Here is an 18931-nt window from a genome sequence, read left to right as displayed (position 1 = left end):
GGGTGTCGGAACTTCGGCCTTTCAGCTGGCGAGTTCCATGATGGACTGCTGTGTTGCGCCGTGTCCGTCGATGACGTCCACGAGCTGACCACCCTTGAAGATTGCAATCCTGTCGCTCACCTGCAGGATTTCGGGAGCCTCGGAGGATACGACCAGCACACCGTGCCCCTTCGTAGCGAAGTCGCGCAGGAACGCGTAAATTTCCTGCTTGGAACCTTCGTCGATACCGCGGGTCGGCTCATCGCAGATAAGCAGTCGGGGGTCGGTGGTCAGGCACCGCGCGAAGACAACCTTCTGCTGGTTTCCGCCGCTGAGGTTTTCGACGTTGAGTTCGGAAGAGCTGGTCTTGATCCGTTGGGAACGGATCATTTCCTCAACGACCTCTTTTTCTTTCTGCTTTTTCACGAATCCGCTGACCGCCATCAACGAAAGGGCGGACAGGGTGATGTTGTGTGCGATAGACGACGACAGTACGAGGCCGCTGTCCTTGCGGTCTTCGGACACCATGGCCATGCCCATCCGTATCGACTCGCGCGGGCTTCCCCTCGGTACCTGTTTCCCGGCGAGCAGAACCTCTCCGGAGGTCGGCTTTTCCATGCCGTAGACCGCCTCCAGAAACTCGGTTCTTCCGGACCCGAGGAGGCCGTAGATACCGAGAACTTCGCCGGCGGCGACGTTTATCGAGATGTCGCGGAACTCGTCGTTTCGCGATAGATTTCTGACTTCGAGCAGGATAGGCGCACCCGCGTTGGGACGCTCCTTCTCGACGAACTTCACCTCGCGTCCGACGATATGCGTCACAAGCTCCTTGCGATTGACATCCCTCACAAGACCGCTGACGATGAACTCACCGTCTCGGAAGACCGTGAATTCGTCCGCTATATCAAATATTTCCGACAGTTTATGCGAGACGTAGATGATCGCCGAGCCACGGCTTTTGAGACGTTCGATCGCCGCGAAAAGGATGTGTACCTCGTGTTCGCCGATAGCCGAAGTCGGTTCGTCCATGATCACGATATCGGCGTCGAAGCTGAGCGCCTTCGCGATTTCGACCAGCTGCGTTTCGGCGAGGCTAAGCGTCGACATCCTCGCGCTCGCACGAATTGGAAAGCCGATGTCGTCCAGAAGCTTCTGGGCCTGCGTTTCAAGGGCACCGAAATCGATGAACGCGCCAAACCGTTTCGGTTCACGGCCGAGATAGATGTTCTCCGCTACCGTCATTTCGAGTACGGGCGAAAGCTCCTGGGTGATAATCGCGATGCCGTGTCCGAGCGCTTCGCTGGCTGATTTGAAATCGACCGCGTGTCCCTTGATTTTGATCGTGCCATCGTCTTTGCGTAAGAGGCCCATGACGATGTTGAGGAACGTCGACTTTCCAGCGCCGTTGCCCCCGCATAGTGCGTGAACGGTTCCTGGGCGCAGCTTGAGATCGCCCTTCCGCAAGGCCGGGACGCCGTGGAAGGCCTTCGCGACGTTCTCCGCCTCGAGCAGAAAGGGGATGCCGCCCGGCGACTTCGCCTCAGTGGCGTTCTCATGAATTATATCGACCATCGGACCTCCACAACGCCAACTCCTCAATCGGCCGGACGAGAAGGTACGAGGTCATACCTATTTTGACAAGCGATTTTTTTGCGCTTATTACGCGGTCTTAAAACGAGGTTTGCGAAGATGCTTTTGGATACGCGAAACGACGAAGCGGCGGCGCTCAGGGCTTCACTGGAAGCGCTCAGCGAGGGGTTAGCGATAGGCATACCGACCGAGACGGTCTACGGACTGGCCGCGGACGCGACCAATCCGGAAGCGGTTGCGCGGATTTACGATCTCAAAAGGCGACCCAGTTTCAATCCGCTCATATGTCACTGCTGCGATATCGAAATGGTTGGCGATTACGCCTGTCTCGACCCTTTGAGCGAGCAGCTTGCGACGGTCTTTTGGCCCGGTCCGCTGACGCTTGTGCTGCATTCAAATCCCGTCAACCGACTGCCATCGATAACGACCGCCGGGCTGGACACCGTCGCGGTGAGGGTGCCCGTCGGCTTCTCGAACCGCCTCATCAATTCTTTCGGAAGGCCGCTCGCCGCACCCAGTGCCAACCTTTCCGGAAGGGTGAGTGCAACAACGGCGCAGCATGTCGCCGGTTACTTCGGCTCCGAACTGCCCGTGGTCGTCGATGGCGGTCCAACTGTCTTGGGCCTGGAATCGACCATACTGAGGGTTGTCGAGGGCAGTATCGAACTCCTCAGACCCGGTGCCGTATCGCTTGAGGAGGTGGAATCAGCCGTCGGAATGGCTGTCACCATCCCGGAGCATTCCCCTGCCATCATCGCCCCCGGTATGCTGTCATCGCACTACGCGCCGAGGACACCGGTCCGTCTCGAAGCCACGGAAGTCCGAGGCGACGAGGTACTACTGACTTTCGGCCAGCGAAGCGTAAGGGGTTCCGAAACCTGCGTGCGCGTCTTCAATCTAAGTCCCGGTGGAGACTTGGCCGAGTTTGCCGCCGCACTCTACAGGATACTGGACGAAGCCGACCGGCTGAGTGCCAGCGGAATAGCCATCGTTCCCGTACCCGCGTCCGGGATCGGCCTGGCCATAAATGATCGCCTTCGTCGCGCGGCAGCTCCCAGGAGCTGAACCAGATGGTCCTCGTAAGCGGTTCACCCCAGATCCGCGGGAGGTCCCGTTCGGACCCCGCGGACCTAAGATTGATGGAGAGAAACCTACATCAATCCGACAACCGCATGTGGAATGTAATTCGCTTCGAGGCGCGAGACTTCCTCGTCGGACAACGTGACGTCCAACGAGGCTATCGCGTCCTGGAGATGTTGTGACTTGGTCGCGCCGATGATCGGGCAGGTCACGCCGCTTTGACGCATAACCCACGCAAGCGCGATCTGCGCGCGGGGCAGACCCCGCTCCTCGGCAATGGCGCGGACCTCGTCGACAACAGCCTGATCCGCGGCCGCCGTCTTCTCGTACCAGCGTCCGGTCACTAGGTCGGTCTCCGCCCGCGTGGACTTCTCGTTGCTGTCTTTTGTGAGAAGACCCCGGGCGAGGGGACTGAACACCATAACGCCGATGCCTTCCGACCTGCATAGTGGCAGCATCTCGCGCTGTTCCTCGCGATAGATCAAGTTGAGGTGAAGCTGCATCGATGTGAACGCGGCCCAATTGCGGTGTTTCGAGATCTGGATGGACGTCGCGAACTGCCAGGCGTACATGTTGCTAGCGCCGATGTAGCGGACCTTCCCGGCCCGGACGACGTCGTTAAGGGCTTCCAGGGTTTCCTCGATCGGTGTCTCGTTGTCCCAGAAGTGCGTCTGATACAGGTCGATGTAATCTGTCCCGAGACGACGGAGGCTGTTGTCGACTTCGGACATGATCGACTTGCGCGAAAGGCCCATGCCATTAGCGCTCTTGTCCATTCTCTGATAGACCTTCGAGGCGATAACGACTTCGTCCCGTTTCACATTTTCCCGGACGAGCCGTCCGACTATCTCCTCGCTGGATCCGTCCGAGTAGACGTTGGCGGTGTCGAGAAAGTTGATCCCGGCGTCAAGCGCTTCCTTGAACAAGGGAAGGGCACTCTCATATCCGAGCGTCCAGGGGTGCGCTCCCCTGTCGGGCTCACCGAAGCTCATGCACCCGAGCGCCAGCCTCGACACCTTGAGGCCACTGTTTCCTAAACGGACATAATCCACGACAAATCTCCATTGGTATGAGGTATGATGTTGTAGCATTGGCGTTACAGCCCGTCACCATATTCTTCGCGTCGATGGGCAGAAAACCGCCACGATGGGTACAAACACGCTTCGTCGCGGAGCTATCGTCGGCACCCTGCGAACGGCTATTTATCGCTTCGGCAGAAGTCGCCTCCATCACTGGGAATTCGACTGGCGGCACGCTGTCGGCAAACCCGGCGACGTCTTGCGGACGGAGCCTGCAGGACGCGTTCTGTCTACTGTGGTACGAGCGGCGTTACAGGGAGGAAATCGGGGCGATCGAGTAAAGCTACCGCGACATAGTCGAGCGCGTCGCCGTCTGGCGCGAGTGGTTCAAAGAGTGCGAGATCGAAGGCCTGCTTGTCGCAGAAGTCGCCAACTGGAGTTGAAAAAGACCCCCTCGTGGCTCAGCTTCGCGACATCGACTACGTCTGATTGCCTAATCAAATGCCACGGTGTGAGAACCGGCACTCCCTGAATGCGTAAAGTCGCCTAGACCGTTCCAGATGTCGGACGAGCGTTGCCTCGGCTGCGTCGGCGTCCCCGGTCTCCATCGAGCGCACGATGTCTTCGTGCTCCGAGAGGGTCACCTCTTCATTTTCTGACCAGTGGAGAAGTTCGGTGTGGAATTGCATCAACCAGTCCAGCATGGCCTCGCTGACCGCCCCGAATATCGAGTTCCCGGTTATCCTGGCGATACGTGTATGGAAGGCCATATCCGCCGCCACGAAGGTGGCTGGACTTCCGAGTGCCTGCCTCTGCTTGCGGATCGCATCCCGCAGTTCGGCGAAATCGGCGGGCGTCGCCTTAGAGGTCGCTTCCCGTATCACTCCACGTTCGAACAGGAGGCGTGTCGACTTCAACTCTTCCAGCGACGCCGGGGATCCCGACAGCAGCATTTTCGCGGCGATGTCGACCTGCCTGATCACGGACTTGGCGCTCAGTCTCGCAACACGCGAGCGTTCCCCATGCGCTATCTCGATCAGTCCCTTCGTGGCGAGCGCCTGCATCGCCTCTCTTACGGCGGGCCGCCCCACTCGAAGGGTTTCCATTATCGTGCGCTCCGAAGGCACCCGATCACCGGGCTTCAACTGCCCGGTCTCGATCAGCCCCATCAGTTTCTCGAACACCTCGTCGGACAGTTTCCTCCTCGCTATCGGCGCTAGGCCAAGGAGTGCTCCCGCTGAAATTTCGCGACCCATTTTCGACCCTTTCTACGGAGGCGAACGCGCCGGCTGGTCCAGCCGGCGCGATGGCGACGTCATTGCATCCAGGACACCGGAAGCGTAACGATTTGCGGCACAAGGAGCAAAAGCAACAGAACCGCAGTGTGGGCAAGGAGGAACGGGTTCGCGCCTCTTATGACGTCTTCCATCTTGATTTTGGTCACACCGGTTACGGCATTCAGGACAGTCCCGACGGGCGGGGTAATCAGACCGATGGAATTGGTGATGATGAAGATGATACCGAAATAGATCGGATCGATACCCGCTTCCCTGACGATCGGCATGAGGACGGGCGTCAGGATGAGGATGGTCGGGGTCATGTCCATGGCGGTTCCGACGAGAAGCACGATGACGACGATCACGAACATGAGGAATTGCGGTGACCCGACAAGAGGCTCCAGCATGTCGCCGAGCATGACCGGGAGATCGGCGATAACAATCAGCCAAGACGTAACGACGGCGGCACCTACTAGGAACATCACCATCGCAGTGCTCTTTGCCGCTGCAACGAAAACGTCCAGCAACGCGGACAAGGTCAGCTCCCTGTAGATTACTACGGAGACGAAGATGCTATAGACCGCCGCGACTACTGCGGCTTCCGTGGGAGTGAACACTCCGAGTTTCAAGCCGACGATGATTATGACGGGCATCAGGAGTGCCCAACCCGCACGACGGGCGTTTATGAGAATCGTCCTTCCGGACGCGCGCTCCGGAAGGACGACCTTCTCCTTGCTTGCGAGATAGTACCAGGTGACGGCAAGGCCCATCGCCATCACGACGCCCGGAACGATGCCGCCCAGAAAGAGACCCGTTATGGAGACGTTCGCGGTGACGCCGAACAGCACAAGACCGATGCTGGGCGGTATCACGGGCGCGATGATACTGGATGAGGCAACCAGCCCCGCGGCGCGCGCGGGCTGGTGTCCGGCGGCGACCATCGCGGGAACCAGCAGAGCGGCCAGGGCCGCGGCGTCGGCGATGGCGGAACCCGAGATCGCGGACAACAGCGTGGCGGAGATGATCACGACGTAACCGAGCCCGCCCGACTTGTGACCGACGATCGACAGTGCAAGGTCAATGATGCGGCGGGACAGGCCGCCCCGGTTCATCACCTCTCCCGCAAGCATGAAGAAAGGGACGGCCATCAGCGGAAAGCTGTCGACCCCGCCGATAAGGTTCTGCGCTATGATCTGGGAGTCGAACAGTCCCAGTTGCAACATCATGGCGACTGCCGAGACGAGCAATGCGTAAGCGATGGGCATGCCTATCGCCATGGCCGCCAGCAGCGACCCGAGAAAGACCAGAATGATCATGTCGTTTCACTCCGCGAGATAGCCGGACTGGCTGGCGTCCGGGCCGGGCCCGCCGTGGCGGGTGACCTCGATTATCTGAAAGACGAGTATGGCGATCGACGCCGCCCCGAAGATCACGCCCGGGAGGTAGTAGAAGAGCATGGGGAGCCCCGTCGCTGGCGCTGTGGCTCCGAGGTTCAACCAGCTCTGCTCGGCGCTACCCTTGAGGATCAACCACGAAATTCCGATCATGATCAGGGCGCTCGTTATATTGCACACCGATTGAAGCGAGCGCGGCAGCGCGTGCAACAGCCCTTCCATGGCGATGTGGCCCCGCTCGTAGAGGGCGAGTATGGAGCCCGCGAAAACCAGCCAGATATAGAACCATCTCGACAGTTCTTCCGAGTAAGACAGGCCGCTGTTGAGGGCGTATCTGAGCACCACGTTGGTGAATGTGAGCGCGACCATTCCCATCAAGAGAAAGGCGATCGCAATGCGGATCGTCCACATTATCAGGCTAGTAGGCTTCTGCATCTCTTGTCCTCCCAGGATGGACGGACGCGGCGTCACACCGCGCCCGTCAAAGGCTCAGTTGGCCTTCCTCAGATCCTCGAGCGCCTTCAGCGCGCCGTCGACCGTCGCCCTGCCGATGCGGTCCGCGTGCTTCTCGTACACGGGCTTGAGGGCTTCCTGAATGCGGGCAATCTCCTCCGGTGCGACTTCGTTGATCTCCATTCCTTCCGAGGACAGCTGTTCCTTGAGCTTTGGATCGTCATCGCGGTTCTTTTTCCGCTCGAACGTCCTGGCTTCCTCGCAGCCTCGTTTCATCAGCGCCTTTTCGTCGTCGTTCAACTGGTCCCAGAACGTCTTGCTCGCCAAGACCACCGCCGCGCCGTAGATGTGCCCGGTTTCGCTTCCGAACTTCTGAACCTCGAAGAAGCGGCTGGTGTAGATGCTGTTGTGCGGCGTCTCCTGTCCGTCGATGGCACCCGTCTCGAGGGCGCTGTAGACCTCGGTGAATGCCATCGGCACGGCGTTCGCGCCGAGCGTGTTGAACGTGTCGATGAACACCGGATTCTCGATCGTCCTGATCTTGAGGCCCTGAAAATCCTCGAGCTTGGCAACGGGATGCTTGTTGTTGGTGACATGCCGGAAGCCGTTCTCCCAATAGCAAAGCCCGACAAGGGAGCTTGATTCGAGCCTGGCGAGAACGCCCTGTCCGATCTCGCCGTCCAGAATGGCATCTGCCTCCGCGTGAGTGCGGAACAGGTATGGCATGTCGAACAGGCCGAACTCCGGGGCGGTGGTGGCCGCCGCAGCGGTCGACACGACCGCCAGCTGAATCACGTTGCCCTTTGCACCGGAAATGGATTGCACTTCCGCGCCGAGCAGGCCGTCCGGGTAGCCTCTAAGCTTGAGTTTCCCGCCCGAATTCTCGTCGAGCCACTTTTCCATGAACTCGACGCCAGCGCCGTAGGAATGGCTCTTCGGAACGACGTAGCTCAGCTTGAGGCTGTGCTCGTTGTACTCCTGCGAATGGGCGTTGCTCGCGATTGCGGCGGCGACTGCAAGAGCGGCCGTGGAAACGATATGAGATGCCTTCATTTTCTCCTCCCGAGAAAGTTGGCGTTACGATCGGTCAGGTGATTAGTTCGCGCGTCTGCGCGGTCGTGGCGATGGACCCGCCCGCGTCCTCGATCGCCCTGGCGGTTGCGGTGACAAGGGCGAGGTTCGTCATCGGAGTGCCGAGTTCGAAATCCTCGAGACCCGCGCGGACGTGTCCTCCGAGTTCCACGACTTTCGGGACGAGGGGAAGGACGTTCGTGCCCAATCCCGCCACCATCCAGGGCGACGACACCCCGATTTCGGCGTAGAGGCGCATATACGCATCGAGAGCATATTCTCGCGGCGGGAAGCCGAAGGTTAGCTGCTCTGAAAACATGAACCTGTAGACAGGTTTCGGAAGGCGCGGCTCGCGCCCGGCCAGGATATGAGCGAGGCGCAGGTAGCCCGGGTCATAGATTGCCATTGTCGGGTTCAGGCCGTGCGTCGCCGCCACGCGCAGTCCGTGCTGTATGGCCCGGGGACTGTTGATGTCAACGACAGCGTCCTCCAGCTCTCGGTCCGTCGTGCGGACGAGATTTGTCGAGCCGGGATCGACGATCAGCCAGTCTATCTTGCCGCTACGTCCCAGCGCGTCGAAATGGTCGTAGCGAAGCTTCCCCGACTCGGGTCGTATGGCGTCGGCGTTGCTCATGTACCGAATGGCCGGATATATGACGACATCCACCTGATCGCGGATCCCGTCGATGACCGCTTCTATCACCGACAGGTCGGTGGTTTGCTCTCCCGTTTCGTCATCGTAGGCGTGGAAGTGAATGACCGACGCCCCGGCATGAGCGCAGGAAATCGCCTCCGATATGATCTCGTCTACAGATAAGGGTATTCCCGGTTGTCTTGATCGGGTCCAAGGCCCGTTGACCGCCGCCTCTATGATCGTGGGTCGCATGATGCGATACCTCCAGGGTATTATGGCGTAGGGCTCATGTAATCCGCCGGATGCTTTCCGCGATCTCCTCGGGTTCAAAGACCTTTTTCCAGTCGTCCCGCATCAGCGCCGGGATGCCGAATTCGATGGCCTTGTTACACGCATCCGAAAACACGCCCGGCGTCTCTTCGAAGATCACCGCACCGAGCACGTTCATATGACCGAGAAGGAAGTCGCGTGCCGCTTCCCTTGGCACGCCGCGGCGGACGCATTCGTCCATCGCCTGCCGCATCACGAACAGCAAAGAAGCGCACACCGTCTCTGACAGCCCCGGCTCCAGTAACGCGATCTGCTCGACAGTTACCCGGTGGGAGCGCATCACAGGTGCCCAGATTACCCGGGCGATTTCCTCGCCAACCGCCCAATGCTCTTCCGGCCCCTGCATCAGCGCTGAAACGATATGCTGCTTCGCGGCGACGCCTCCGAAAAAGTCACGTTTCGCGTCCAGTTCGGTTTCGTCGTTGAAAATCGGCGGATGGCATGGATGGGTCACGAAGTACGTCAGGTCGGGACGGTGCGGGAGATGACCCGCCGCCGGAGCGGCCGCATCAAGCACCACAACGATGGTGCCCGCCTTCAGCTTAGCTTCGATCGATGCAGCCACCTTCTGGATGGCAGTGTCGGGCACGGCCAGGATGACCACATCCGCGCCCTCGAGAGCGACGTCGGCCTCTACAGCCTGGATGCCGAGTTCGCCGCTCAAGCGAGCTCGGCCCGTTTCGCTCGGCTCGACGTGGCGTACCTCGAATGCCGATCCCTTCAGGTTTGCGGAGAGACGGCAGCCCATCTTCCCGCCCGCTCCGAATAACGCGATCGCTGTCACTTCAGGCTCCTCCCCAGTGATATGATGTATGAGGTACTATCTTAGCTGGTATAATGAGTCAATCAGCATTTATGCCAGAAGCATTTTAGGAGGATTGAGAGCCTCATATATCGGATTAGGTAATTGCTGTAATCCACTGTGAAGTATCAAAGTATGCAACGTTCTAGCTTGCACTCTAACTGGGAACTATCAGCGGTGCCCGCGTCCGGACAGAGGCTCTCGTCCATATGGTGCACAGCATTTTGCTTCGCTGCTTGGTCGTGCACCGCTCTAAAAATCCCGCATCGCGATCGGGGCAGGCCTCGGCCGCGATGCGCTCGAACTAGAGGATGTGCACCGCCGCCAATCTGGTGCTTGAAGCTGTGTTCGATAAGGACGCGGGCGACATCACGGGTGCTTGACACATCCCCCATGAAGCGCTCATAAAAGGAATGAGGTTATACATCATACCTTATACGACGTTGATTGATTTGGGAGGAATAGTATGCGCCTGACAGGCAAAGCCGCTATTGTAACCGGTGCGGCCCGGGGTATCGGCAAGGCGATCGCCACGGCGTTCGCAGCGCAAGGTGCGCAGGTGGTCGTGAGCGACCGCGACGAAGATGCAGCCAAGGCCACCGCTCTGGAAATCGGCGGTGACGCGATCGCAGTGAAAGCGGACATTTCGGTCGATGCCGACGTCGAATCCCTCGTCCAAAAGGCAATCTCTGCATTCGGAAAGATCGATGTTCTCGTGAACAACGCTGGCATCGGCGCTACGACTCTCTTCCTTGAGAGCTCGCGTGAGGAGTTCGAACGGGTCGTACGCATCAATCTGACGGGAACTTTTCTCGTGTCCCAGTCCGTTGCGAAGACGATGGTTTCCCGGAAGAGCGGCAGCATCATCAATATCGCTTCGCTGTCCGGGCAAAAGGGAGGCGTGGGGCGTTCGGCTTACGGGGCGTCCAAAGCGGGGGTTGAACTTCTCAACAAGGTCATGGCAGTCGAGCTGGCGGACTACGGCATCAACGTCAACGCGATCGCGCCGGGCCCCATCCTTACCGAAGTCTCAAAAACGATGCATACGCTCGAGACACGCGAGGCATATCATCGGTTGGTCCCGCAGCGGCGCTATGGCGAGCCTGAAGAAATTGCCGACGCAGCCGTTTTCCTTGCTAGCGACGAGGCGAGGTACATCACCGGTCACACGCTCAACGTCGATGGCGGGTTCCTTGCTGCCGGGCTGCTCTTCCCGTTCGATTCGAAAACCTCGACGAAACTAGCCGACGAGAAGTGATCCCCGCGGTAATTGGATACCGAGGCCACGCTGCCGGGTCCTGAACACGATGTTCGACCCGGCAGACCGACGTCGAACACGGGAGCGTCCGTAACCCGCGAGGCAAGAGCGCCTTGCGGGTTCGAGCCGTGTCGGTCGTCGACCGCTCCATGCGCGCCGCATCAATCCCATCGGAGCTCGCCAACGTAGATGAGCGCGTAGCGACGACGCCCACTGACGATCTTCTGAGTCGATCATGGCCCTAAAGCGGACACCCGTCTGCGTCACACGGATTTAATGCGGTGATATTTGATTCCGTCTGCCGATGACGGTTAGACGGTCCGTGCCCCACGCATCCGAATTCGACTGCAAGCGTCTATCGTATAGGTTGGCTTCTCGTTCCGGTCCTGAGGTTAAAAGTCGGGGCGCGAGATCAGCTCTTTCGCGTTGCGAGTCTCGGGTGTGTGGACACACCTCGTGGGCAAGCGGGTCTACCCGCCACGTCGCTGGAGCGCCGGGCTCGGAACTTCGCGCGACGGCCAGCGCCCTTTCTATACAGCGAGGCATAACTGACATAGCGCGTCAAGTTCAACGTCGTTGAGCCCAACGCGGTCACGTCGGGCTCAACGGTGCAGAAAATGGCGATAGGCCTGTCCGCTTCGAATTACTTGAGTATTTCCGCCGGGATGTCGATGTTGTGATGGGCTTTGTAGGCCGCGTTCAGCTTCCCGTTCTCGATATTTGTGGCGATCCACTCGTTGAGTTTCTCAGCCAGCTTCGTCTCGCCTTTCTTGACGGCCATCGCGATCGGAAACTGGTTGATAACGATCTTCGCCTCGAATTTCTTGCCCGGTGAGCGTTCGTTGATCGCCCGCATCTGCGGATCCGCCAGGCCGACATAAGTTGCCTGTCCCGAAACAGCTGCGGTGATGGTCGTCGCGTCGTCGTCATAGCGCACGACAGTGAAGCCGAACTCGGGCGCTTTCTCGGTCAGCGCGATATCCTGCGTCGTGCTTCTCACCACGGCCACCGACTTGCCAGCGAGGTCCTTCCATTCCTTCGCCAGGTCATCCGCAGGCGCGATGATCGCGGTACGAATGAACGAATACGGTCGGGTGAAATCGACTGCTTTTTTTCGTTCCTCGGTCACGGACAGTGATGAAATGACGACATCGGCCTTGTCCGTGTTGATATTAGGTATGCGGGTAGGGCCTGTCGTGTTGATGAACTCGAGTTCGACGCCCCAGTCGGCGGCGAGCAGCTTCGCGACATCGACGTCGGAGCCGCTGGGCTGCATGGAGCCGTCAAGCATGCCAAACGGGGGAATACCGAGATCGGTGGCCACGCGGATTTTCTTCGACGAGTTGATGTTGTCCAGTACGTCGGCGAATGACGGCGCAGCTACAAAGAGGCTCGCCATAGCCACTGCCGCCATGGTGAGTCCTCGGCGTCGATTGAACATTTCCTTCTCCCTTGGTTCGCGCTATCCGCGCTGTTGATCCGGTACTCGGGCGGCGGTTGCCGCACTTTCCTTCAAGCCGTGCCGGATGCGTTCCGTCACAGTTCCTGAGCGGCGAACCGCTGCAGTTCTGGCGTCTGTGGAGCGTCCAGGATCGCTCCCGGTCCCTTTTCCCAGATCTTGCCCTGATGCATGAAGACAAGTTGGTCGGCGATACGGCGCGCGAAATTCATCTCGTGTGTAACTATGACCATTGTCATGCCGCCAGCTGCCAGACGTTCGATAACCTTGAGCACTTCTCCCGTGAGTTCCGGGTCAAGGGCCGAGGTCACCTCGTCGAACAACATGACCTTGGGCTGCATCGCCAACGACCTCGCGATCGCCGCCCGCTGTTGTTGCCCGCCCGAAAGCTGTTCCGGGTAAGCGTCGAACTTGTCGCCGAGGCCGACTTGCTCGAGGCAAGCTCGCGCGAGCTCCACTGTCTCGGTCTTGGGTAGGTTTTTGACGGACCGCGGTGCCAGCATGATGTTCTGGCCGATGGTGAGATGCGGAAAGAGATTATAGCTCTGGAAGACGATGCCGACGTCGAGGCGCAGTTTGCGCAATTCCAGGGCAGGGTCCGTTACAACGTGACCGCAGACCTCAATGTACCCTGCGTTGACCGTTTCGAGCCTGTCGATACAGCGGAGAGCGGTGCTCTTTCCCGACCCTGAGCGCCCTATCAGGACGGTGACCTGTCCGCGCTGCACCTCGAAGCTGACGCCGTGCAGGACCTTGACCTGTCCAAAACTCTTCTCGACGTCCCGCAGTACGATCACGGGCTTGTTTTCGGTAGCGTTGTTCATTTTGTCTCTCGCTTATGCCTTTGCCATTCCGCGAGCCATCCGGCGTTCCAGTCGACGGCTGAGAACGGACAGGGGAAAGCAAAGCAGGAAATAGATCACCGCGACCGCGACGAAGGTTATGAAGGGCTCGAAGATCGAGTTGTTGATAAGTTGGCCCGCCCTCGTCAGATCCACGAAGCTGACCGCCGAGGCGAGCGACGTGTTCTTTATGATCTGCACCATGAAACCGACGGTCCCGGGCGTGGCGTTTCTCACGGCCTGGGGGATGATGACCTTGAACATCCGCTGGGCCCGGCTGAGGGCGAGGCATTCGGCGGCTTCCCACTGCGACTTCGGCACCGCTTCGAGACTGCCGCGCCAGAACTCCCCGAGGTATGCGCCTACCCACACCGTCATCGAGATCGTGGCCGCCATCAAAGGCGACACGGGTACGCCAATGGCTGGCAAGCCGAAAAATCCCGTGAACATCAGAACGAGAAGCGGGATGCCCTGTACCAGCTGGATATATGCGGCGGCGAAGGTGCGGACTGTCCAAACCGGAGAGATGCGCATCAGGGCGATGATCAGTCCCATGACGCCCCCTCCGATGAAGGCGCAGGCGGAAAGGATGATCGTCCATACCGCTCCCTCAAGGAGAAACTGGATGTGTATCGTGCCGAACGAGGAGACCATTATGAACCTCAAAGAGCTGTGCCGAGGCGGCGACGGCGAGGGAAGATCAGCATGCCGATGCCATTGAACGCCTGGCGCATGACCACGGACAGGGCGAAATAGATGACGCCTATTACGAGGTACGTTTCCAACGGCCTGAACGAAACGCCCTGAATGAAGTTGGCGTTACCCGTGAGTTCAGGCACGGATATCTGCGAGGTGATCGACGATGCGAGCATCAGGAGGATGAACTGGCTTGTGAGGGACGGATACACGCGTTCAACCGCGGGAAAGAGAACCACGTGCCAGTAGGTCTGAAGTCGCGACAGTCCCAGACACTCGGCTGCTTCCCATTGACCCGAATGGACCGAGTTAAAGCCGGCGCGCATGATTTCGCCCGTATAGGCACCCACGTTGATGGTCAGCGCAAGGATCGCGACCGTAACCGCACCCAAAGTGAATCCGAGTGTGGAAAGGCCGAAGAAAATAAGGAAGATCTGCACTAGGAAGGGGGTATTTCTTATCGTCTCCACATAGACCGCGCAGATGGCTGAGGCTGCCCGGTAGGAAGAGTTCCTGCCGACGGCGCAAAGCGTACCGATGACGAAACCCAAAGCCGTAGCTGCGGTCGCCAGCAACATGGTCATGAGCGCCCCGCTGAGAAGCATGGGCCAGCGATCGAAAATAGGGCTGAAGTCGAACGACAATGCAGCTCTCCTCAATGTAACATTACAAAGCGTCCGGTGGCGGCGCTCCGAGTACAGGAAGGTTTCTCGAACTGCTTCGGTTGCCCGGACAGCACGGCTGTCCGCCACTCCTCCGCGACCCTCCAATCGACAGATACGACGTATAAGGTCATACCTTTTATTTGACAATGCCTTTTTGCGGGAGGGAGGGCCGTGATTGCACCGGAGTCTGTCGCGAAAATTTCGCAACTCCGAAATGGATAAGCTACGTGGGCATTATCATCCACAAATCCGCGCAACCCAATTGGGATCACGATCACGCTCAATCTCGAGGAACAGAGCGTGGTCCTGAGCACGAGGTCCCGGTAAGCCAGGCAATTGCGTGACGACCTTCAGCATCCTAATTGATCAGCGAGATCACCGAGACTCTCGGCTACGAGCGTCCACTCGCCTTCCGGCACCAGATCCGTTGTCTGTAACGGGCCGTGCTCTTCCCTTCGGTGGATGAAAATCGTCTTCAACCCGCACGCCTGTGCTGCAAGAAGGTCGTCGTTGTGCGCGGCTACCATAGCCGCCGCTCCGGTCGTGAGTCCGGCTCGCTCGGCTGACTTTCGATAGACGTCATGATGCGGCTTGTAGTTTTCTGCCATTTCCGCGCCGAGGATGGCGTCCCAGTGCAGATCGGCATATTTCGAAAGCCAGAGCATTCCCGCGATGTGGCCGTTGGACATCGTGGCGACGGCGAACTTCTTCTTGAGTCGCTTGATCGCTTCGACGGAGTCGGGCCAGGGGTCGAGACGTTCCCACGCCCGGTTGATATCGTCCAGCTCACGTCTGCCGAATCGCCCTGGCTCTACACCGTGACGGATCAACGTCGCCTCCAGGTTCTCGAAATTCAGAATGTCCAAGGTAACCCATTGTCGCGATCCATTTCGGACAGGCTCCATCGCGGGTTGGTACAATGACCGCCAGTCGGTCGCGAATTCCAATGCGTCGATGTCCAGCCCTTCGCGCTTGAAGAAACCGTCGACGTGACGGGCGACACTATTTCGCCAATCGACCACTGTGCCGAATACGTCGAACGCAAGAAGTCGTACCTCGCTAATCGATGACATTCGTATCCCTTCCTCCCTTGTGAATGTGTACGCGGACACCTTCCAGTCCGCTCGCAGCCTGTGAACATCGCCACCGGACTTGACAGCCGAATTGCGACCTGTTTGGTATAGCGATGGTATGAGGTCATACCATAGGGGTCCCGTCAAGCCGAGGAGGGTGTTGGCGGTGCAATCACGGAGGAAATCATGAAATTCGGATCGCTTCTTTGCGGCGGCTTGGCCGCGCTCATCACGATTTCTGCTGATTCGGCTCAAGCCGAAAGCAGAACGCTGCGTTTTCAGTCGGCATATCCGGCATCGAGCACGATCTACATGTCCGCGGAGACCTGGGCAAAGCGCGTCGGAGAACTTTCGGCCGGCCGCCTCAAGATCGAGTTCATGCCAGCGGGCACCATCGTCCCCGCCTTCGAGGTTCTGGACGCGGTGAACAAAAACGTGATCGACGGCGGTCATTCGACTGTGGCCTACTGGGTCGGGAAGCACCGTGCGGGCACACTGTTCGGAGACGCCGCCGGCGGCCCGTTCGGCATGGATATTCTTGACTATGTGGGCTGGCTCTACGAAGGGGGCGGCATCGATCTCTACCGCGACTATTACCGCGTGGAACTCAAGACGAACATCGAGGTCATCCCTTCAGTCACGAGCGCCAATCAGGCGTTGGGTTGGTTTGCACGTCCGGTCGAAAGCTGGGCCGACCTGAAGGGTCGCAAGTGCCGGCAGACGGGCGTCACCGCTGAGGTCTTCGCGTCGTCTGGTATGTCGACCGTGAATATGCCCGGCGGCGAAATCGTTCCGGCTGGCGAGCGCGGCGTTATCGAATGCGCGGAATTCGTCGGTCCGGCTGAAGACATGGGCATCGGCTTCCAAACAATCTGGAAGCACTTCTATCCGATGTCGACGCACAATCCGGCGACGATCGTCGACTTCCTCGTGAACGGCGACGTTTGGACTTCGCTGTCTCCCGACCTTCAGGCTATCATGCAGGCGGCAGCTAGCGAAGCGACTTTGCGGTCTCACATCCGTAAGGGCAAACTCGACGCCGACGCGCTTGAGAAGATGCGGACCGAAGACGGTGTCACCGTTCACCGGACACCCGACGACGTGCTGCAGAACATCCTCGCTTCGTGGGACGAAATCGCGAAGCGGGAAAGCGAGAACAACGCCTTCTTCAAGAAGGTATACGAGTCGCAGCGCGAGTACGCGTCCAAGGTTGTTCCGGCGAAGCGGCTCATCCAGGCCCCTTACAATATCGGCGCGGACCACTACTGGCCGGAGGCCAAGTAGGAAGCCATTAGGCGCGGCTAAGCCGCGCCTTTTTTCGAAGACCTCCGGAGACAGCACGTGAGCAATCCCGTACCAACCTTTCCGCCCGCCGCCCTGCGGGTGATCAGTATCATTGACGGTTTCACAGAGAAATTCGTTATTCTCGTCGCAATTCTTACCGCCCCTCTGGTACTCGCGAACACCATCGAGGTGGTGTCGAGATATCTTCTCGGATCGCCCACCATATGGGCGGCCGACGTCACCGTCATGTCGTACGGTTCGATCTTCATGCTCGGCGCTTCCTATGCGCTCTTGAAAGGCGCGCATGTCCGCACGGACATTTTCTGGGAAAACTTTACCCCCAGAACCAAGGGAGCCATCGACGCGGTCTGCTACGTCGCGCTTTTCCTTCCCGTCATGGTGATCGTCTTCTACATGTCGCTCGACGACTTCATCTACGCCTACGAGATAAACGAGAAATCGACGCTCAGTCTCTGGATGCCCGTCATCTGGCCGTTTCGCGGGGTGATCCCGCTGGCCGCGCTACTCCTCCTAGTCCAAGGCCTCTCGGAGCTGCTCAAATCGCTGTTCGCGGTCAAGACAGGGCAGGCCTTCGAGACCCATGAAAAAATCGAGCTCTGAAAGGCCGGGCCATGAGCGTTAACGACATTCTAAGTATTGCCATGCTCGGCGGGATGCTAGCTTTTATCTTTGTCGGCTTCCCCATCGCATTCACCCTCCTTTTTATCGCGCTCGTATTCGGCTCGATCGGGATCGGGGTCAACATTACCTTCAGTCTGGCGTATCTCCAGATTTTCGGCACGATGAAAGACGACATCCTGCCCGCCGTGCCACTGTTCATATTCATGGGTTACATGACCGAGCAGGCGGGGCTCATGAACCGTCTTTTCGGCTCCATGCGGCAGATAATGGCTCCGTTGAACGGCTCGCTGTATCTCGCCGTCCTGTTGACGGCCACCATCTTCGCGATGGCGACGGGCATCGTCGGTGCTGCTGTTACGGTGCTGGGCATCATGGCCGGACCCATGATGATCAAAGCGGGATACGACGAGAAGCTTTCGGCGGGGATCATCGCCGCGGGCGGCACGCTCGGAATCCTCATTCCGCCGAGCGTGATGCTCGTCGTCATGGGGCCGACGCTCGGTGTTCCCGTCAACCAGTTGTACGGTGCCGCGATCGGTCCGGGATTTATGCTCGCGTTCTGCTACGCGGTTTATGCCGTCGCCCGCAGCTACATCAATCCACGCGTCGGTCCGCCGTTACCGGTCGAGGAACGTGTCGGTAGCGTTCTCGAGATCGGCCGCGAGTTCATTGTCGGCGTCCTACCGCTGTGCCTCCTGATCGTCGCGACTCTGGGCTCGATTCTTTCGGGGCTGGCGACGCCGACCGAAGCCGCTTCCTGCGGAGCGACAGGTGCCACGCTCTTGGCGTTGGCCTACCGCAAGCTCAGCATGGCGGCCCTCAAGAACGCCGCGATCGCTACAGTGGTAACGTCCAGCATGGTTCTGCTGCTGGCCGTGGCGTCCAACGTTTTCGGCGCTGTCTTCACCCAGCTCGGCGGGGCGGCCATCATAACCGATGTCGTCACAGGCATTCCGGTCAGCGACATGTGGAAGCTCGTCATCATCATGGCGATCATCTTCGCTCTTGGCTGGCCTTTCGAATGGCCCGCGATCGTTCTGGTTTTCCTGCCGATCTTCACACCCATCGTGCTACAGCTCGACCTCGGCCTTACAAAGCCGGAACTGCTGCTCTGGTTCGGCGTGCTGGTGGCAGTCAACCTCCAGACGGCTTACCTGAGCCCGCCTGTCGCGATGTCCGCCTACTTCCTGAGGAACGTCGTGCCGCAGTGGAGCCTGAGATCGATCTACCGCGGGATGGGGCAGTTCATGGTCATCCAGATCATCTTCCTTCTAGCTCTTCTCGTATGGCCTTCACTCGTTCTCTGGCTCCCCGCTGCACTGAAGTAGCGGCCTGGACCGAGAATATGTTTCGCCCCGGTTCTGCCGGGGCGAAACTGCTTTA

At 59.1% G+C, this 18931-nt stretch carries 18 protein-coding genes; 5 read left to right on the top strand and 13 right to left on the bottom strand.

What is annotated here, in order from left to right; translation table 11 throughout:
* Positions 1-21 precede the first annotated feature (21 nt).
* Positions 22-1551: a sugar ABC transporter ATP-binding protein gene (locus BLX89_RS21670; RefSeq protein ID WP_075293055.1), complete on the bottom strand. Its 1530-nt coding sequence runs from the start codon at positions 1549-1551 to the stop codon at positions 22-24.
* A gap of 117 nt (positions 1552-1668) precedes the next feature.
* Between BLX89_RS21670 and BLX89_RS21665 the strand changes: the two genes are divergently transcribed.
* Positions 1669-2634, top strand: coding sequence for an L-threonylcarbamoyladenylate synthase (locus BLX89_RS21665; RefSeq protein ID WP_075293054.1), 966 nt, complete (start codon positions 1669-1671; stop codon positions 2632-2634).
* Positions 2635-2720: 86 nt separating this feature from the next.
* On the opposite strand, the gene BLX89_RS21660 is transcribed toward BLX89_RS21665, so the two are convergent.
* The 7 genes from BLX89_RS21660 to BLX89_RS21630 form a co-directional block, all read right to left on the bottom strand.
* On the bottom strand, positions 2721-3701 hold the full coding sequence (locus tag BLX89_RS21660) for an aldo/keto reductase (RefSeq protein WP_075293053.1): 981 nt from the start codon (positions 3699-3701) through the stop codon (positions 2721-2723).
* A gap of 464 nt (positions 3702-4165) precedes the next feature.
* Positions 4166-4924 (bottom strand): transcriptional regulator NanR, encoded by a 759-nt coding sequence (locus BLX89_RS21655; protein WP_075293052.1) that lies wholly within the window; start codon positions 4922-4924, stop codon positions 4166-4168.
* Between the two features lie 59 nt (positions 4925-4983).
* The gene (locus BLX89_RS21650; protein ID WP_075293051.1) at positions 4984-6261 is read right to left on the bottom strand and encodes a TRAP transporter large permease subunit; all 1278 of its coding nucleotides are present in this window, start codon (positions 6259-6261) and stop codon (positions 4984-4986) included.
* A 6-nt stretch (positions 6262-6267) separates the two neighbouring features.
* Positions 6268-6774, bottom strand: a complete 507-nt coding sequence (locus BLX89_RS21645) for a TRAP transporter small permease (RefSeq protein ID WP_075293050.1) — start codon at positions 6772-6774, stop codon at positions 6268-6270.
* A gap of 54 nt (positions 6775-6828) precedes the next feature.
* Entirely contained in the window at positions 6829-7845 is a 1017-nt protein-coding gene (locus tag BLX89_RS21640; protein ID WP_075293049.1) for a TRAP transporter substrate-binding protein, read from the bottom strand.
* Positions 7846-7879: 34 nt separating this feature from the next.
* Entirely contained in the window at positions 7880-8749 is an 870-nt protein-coding gene (locus BLX89_RS21635) for a beta-keto acid cleavage family enzyme (protein ID WP_075293048.1), read from the bottom strand.
* A gap of 34 nt (positions 8750-8783) precedes the next feature.
* On the bottom strand, positions 8784-9611 hold the full coding sequence (locus BLX89_RS21630; protein ID WP_075293047.1) for a phosphogluconate dehydrogenase C-terminal domain-containing protein: 828 nt from the start codon (positions 9609-9611) through the stop codon (positions 8784-8786).
* A gap of 484 nt (positions 9612-10095) precedes the next feature.
* Between BLX89_RS21630 and BLX89_RS21625 the strand changes: the two genes are divergently transcribed.
* Positions 10096-10887, top strand: coding sequence for an SDR family NAD(P)-dependent oxidoreductase (locus tag BLX89_RS21625; protein ID WP_075293046.1), 792 nt, complete (start codon positions 10096-10098; stop codon positions 10885-10887).
* 643 nt (positions 10888-11530) lie between these two features.
* Here the strand turns inward: BLX89_RS21625 and BLX89_RS21620 are convergent.
* The 5 genes from BLX89_RS21620 to BLX89_RS21600 form a co-directional block, all read right to left on the bottom strand.
* Positions 11531-12328, bottom strand: a complete 798-nt coding sequence (locus BLX89_RS21620) for a transporter substrate-binding domain-containing protein (RefSeq protein WP_198935186.1) — start codon at positions 12326-12328, stop codon at positions 11531-11533.
* Between the two features lie 95 nt (positions 12329-12423).
* Positions 12424-13170: an amino acid ABC transporter ATP-binding protein gene (locus BLX89_RS21615; protein WP_075293044.1), complete on the bottom strand. Its 747-nt coding sequence runs from the start codon at positions 13168-13170 to the stop codon at positions 12424-12426.
* Between the two features lie 12 nt (positions 13171-13182).
* The gene (locus tag BLX89_RS21610) at positions 13183-13842 is read right to left on the bottom strand and encodes an amino acid ABC transporter permease (RefSeq protein ID WP_075293043.1); all 660 of its coding nucleotides are present in this window, start codon (positions 13840-13842) and stop codon (positions 13183-13185) included.
* Between the two features lie 8 nt (positions 13843-13850).
* Positions 13851-14489, bottom strand: coding sequence for an amino acid ABC transporter permease (locus BLX89_RS21605; protein ID WP_075293083.1), 639 nt, complete (start codon positions 14487-14489; stop codon positions 13851-13853).
* A gap of 410 nt (positions 14490-14899) precedes the next feature.
* Positions 14900-15622 carry a haloacid dehalogenase type II gene (locus BLX89_RS21600; RefSeq protein ID WP_075293042.1) on the bottom strand — a complete coding sequence of 241 codons (723 nt, stop codon included), beginning with the start codon at positions 15620-15622 and terminating at the stop codon, positions 14900-14902.
* 216 nt (positions 15623-15838) lie between these two features.
* On the opposite strand from BLX89_RS21600, the gene BLX89_RS21595 reads away from it, so the two are divergent.
* The 3 genes from BLX89_RS21595 to BLX89_RS21585 are packed head-to-tail and all read left to right on the top strand — an operon-like array spanning position 15839 to position 18876.
* Positions 15839-16906 (top strand): TRAP transporter substrate-binding protein, encoded by a 1068-nt coding sequence (locus BLX89_RS21595; RefSeq protein ID WP_198935185.1) that lies wholly within the window; start codon positions 15839-15841, stop codon positions 16904-16906.
* A gap of 57 nt (positions 16907-16963) precedes the next feature.
* The gene (locus BLX89_RS21590) at positions 16964-17527 is read left to right on the top strand and encodes a TRAP transporter small permease subunit (protein ID WP_075293040.1); all 564 of its coding nucleotides are present in this window, start codon (positions 16964-16966) and stop codon (positions 17525-17527) included.
* A gap of 11 nt (positions 17528-17538) precedes the next feature.
* Entirely contained in the window at positions 17539-18876 is a 1338-nt protein-coding gene (locus tag BLX89_RS21585) for a TRAP transporter large permease (RefSeq protein ID WP_075293039.1), read from the top strand.
* The last annotated feature ends 55 nt before the right edge of the window (positions 18877-18931 follow it).

The organism is Pararhizobium arenae, from assembly GCF_001931685.1.
Taxonomy (GTDB): Bacteria; Pseudomonadota; Alphaproteobacteria; order Rhizobiales; family Rhizobiaceae; genus Pararhizobium; species Pararhizobium arenae.
The sequence above is the reverse complement of the archived record's forward strand: the minus strand, read 5'-3'. Positions and strand labels throughout refer to the sequence as shown.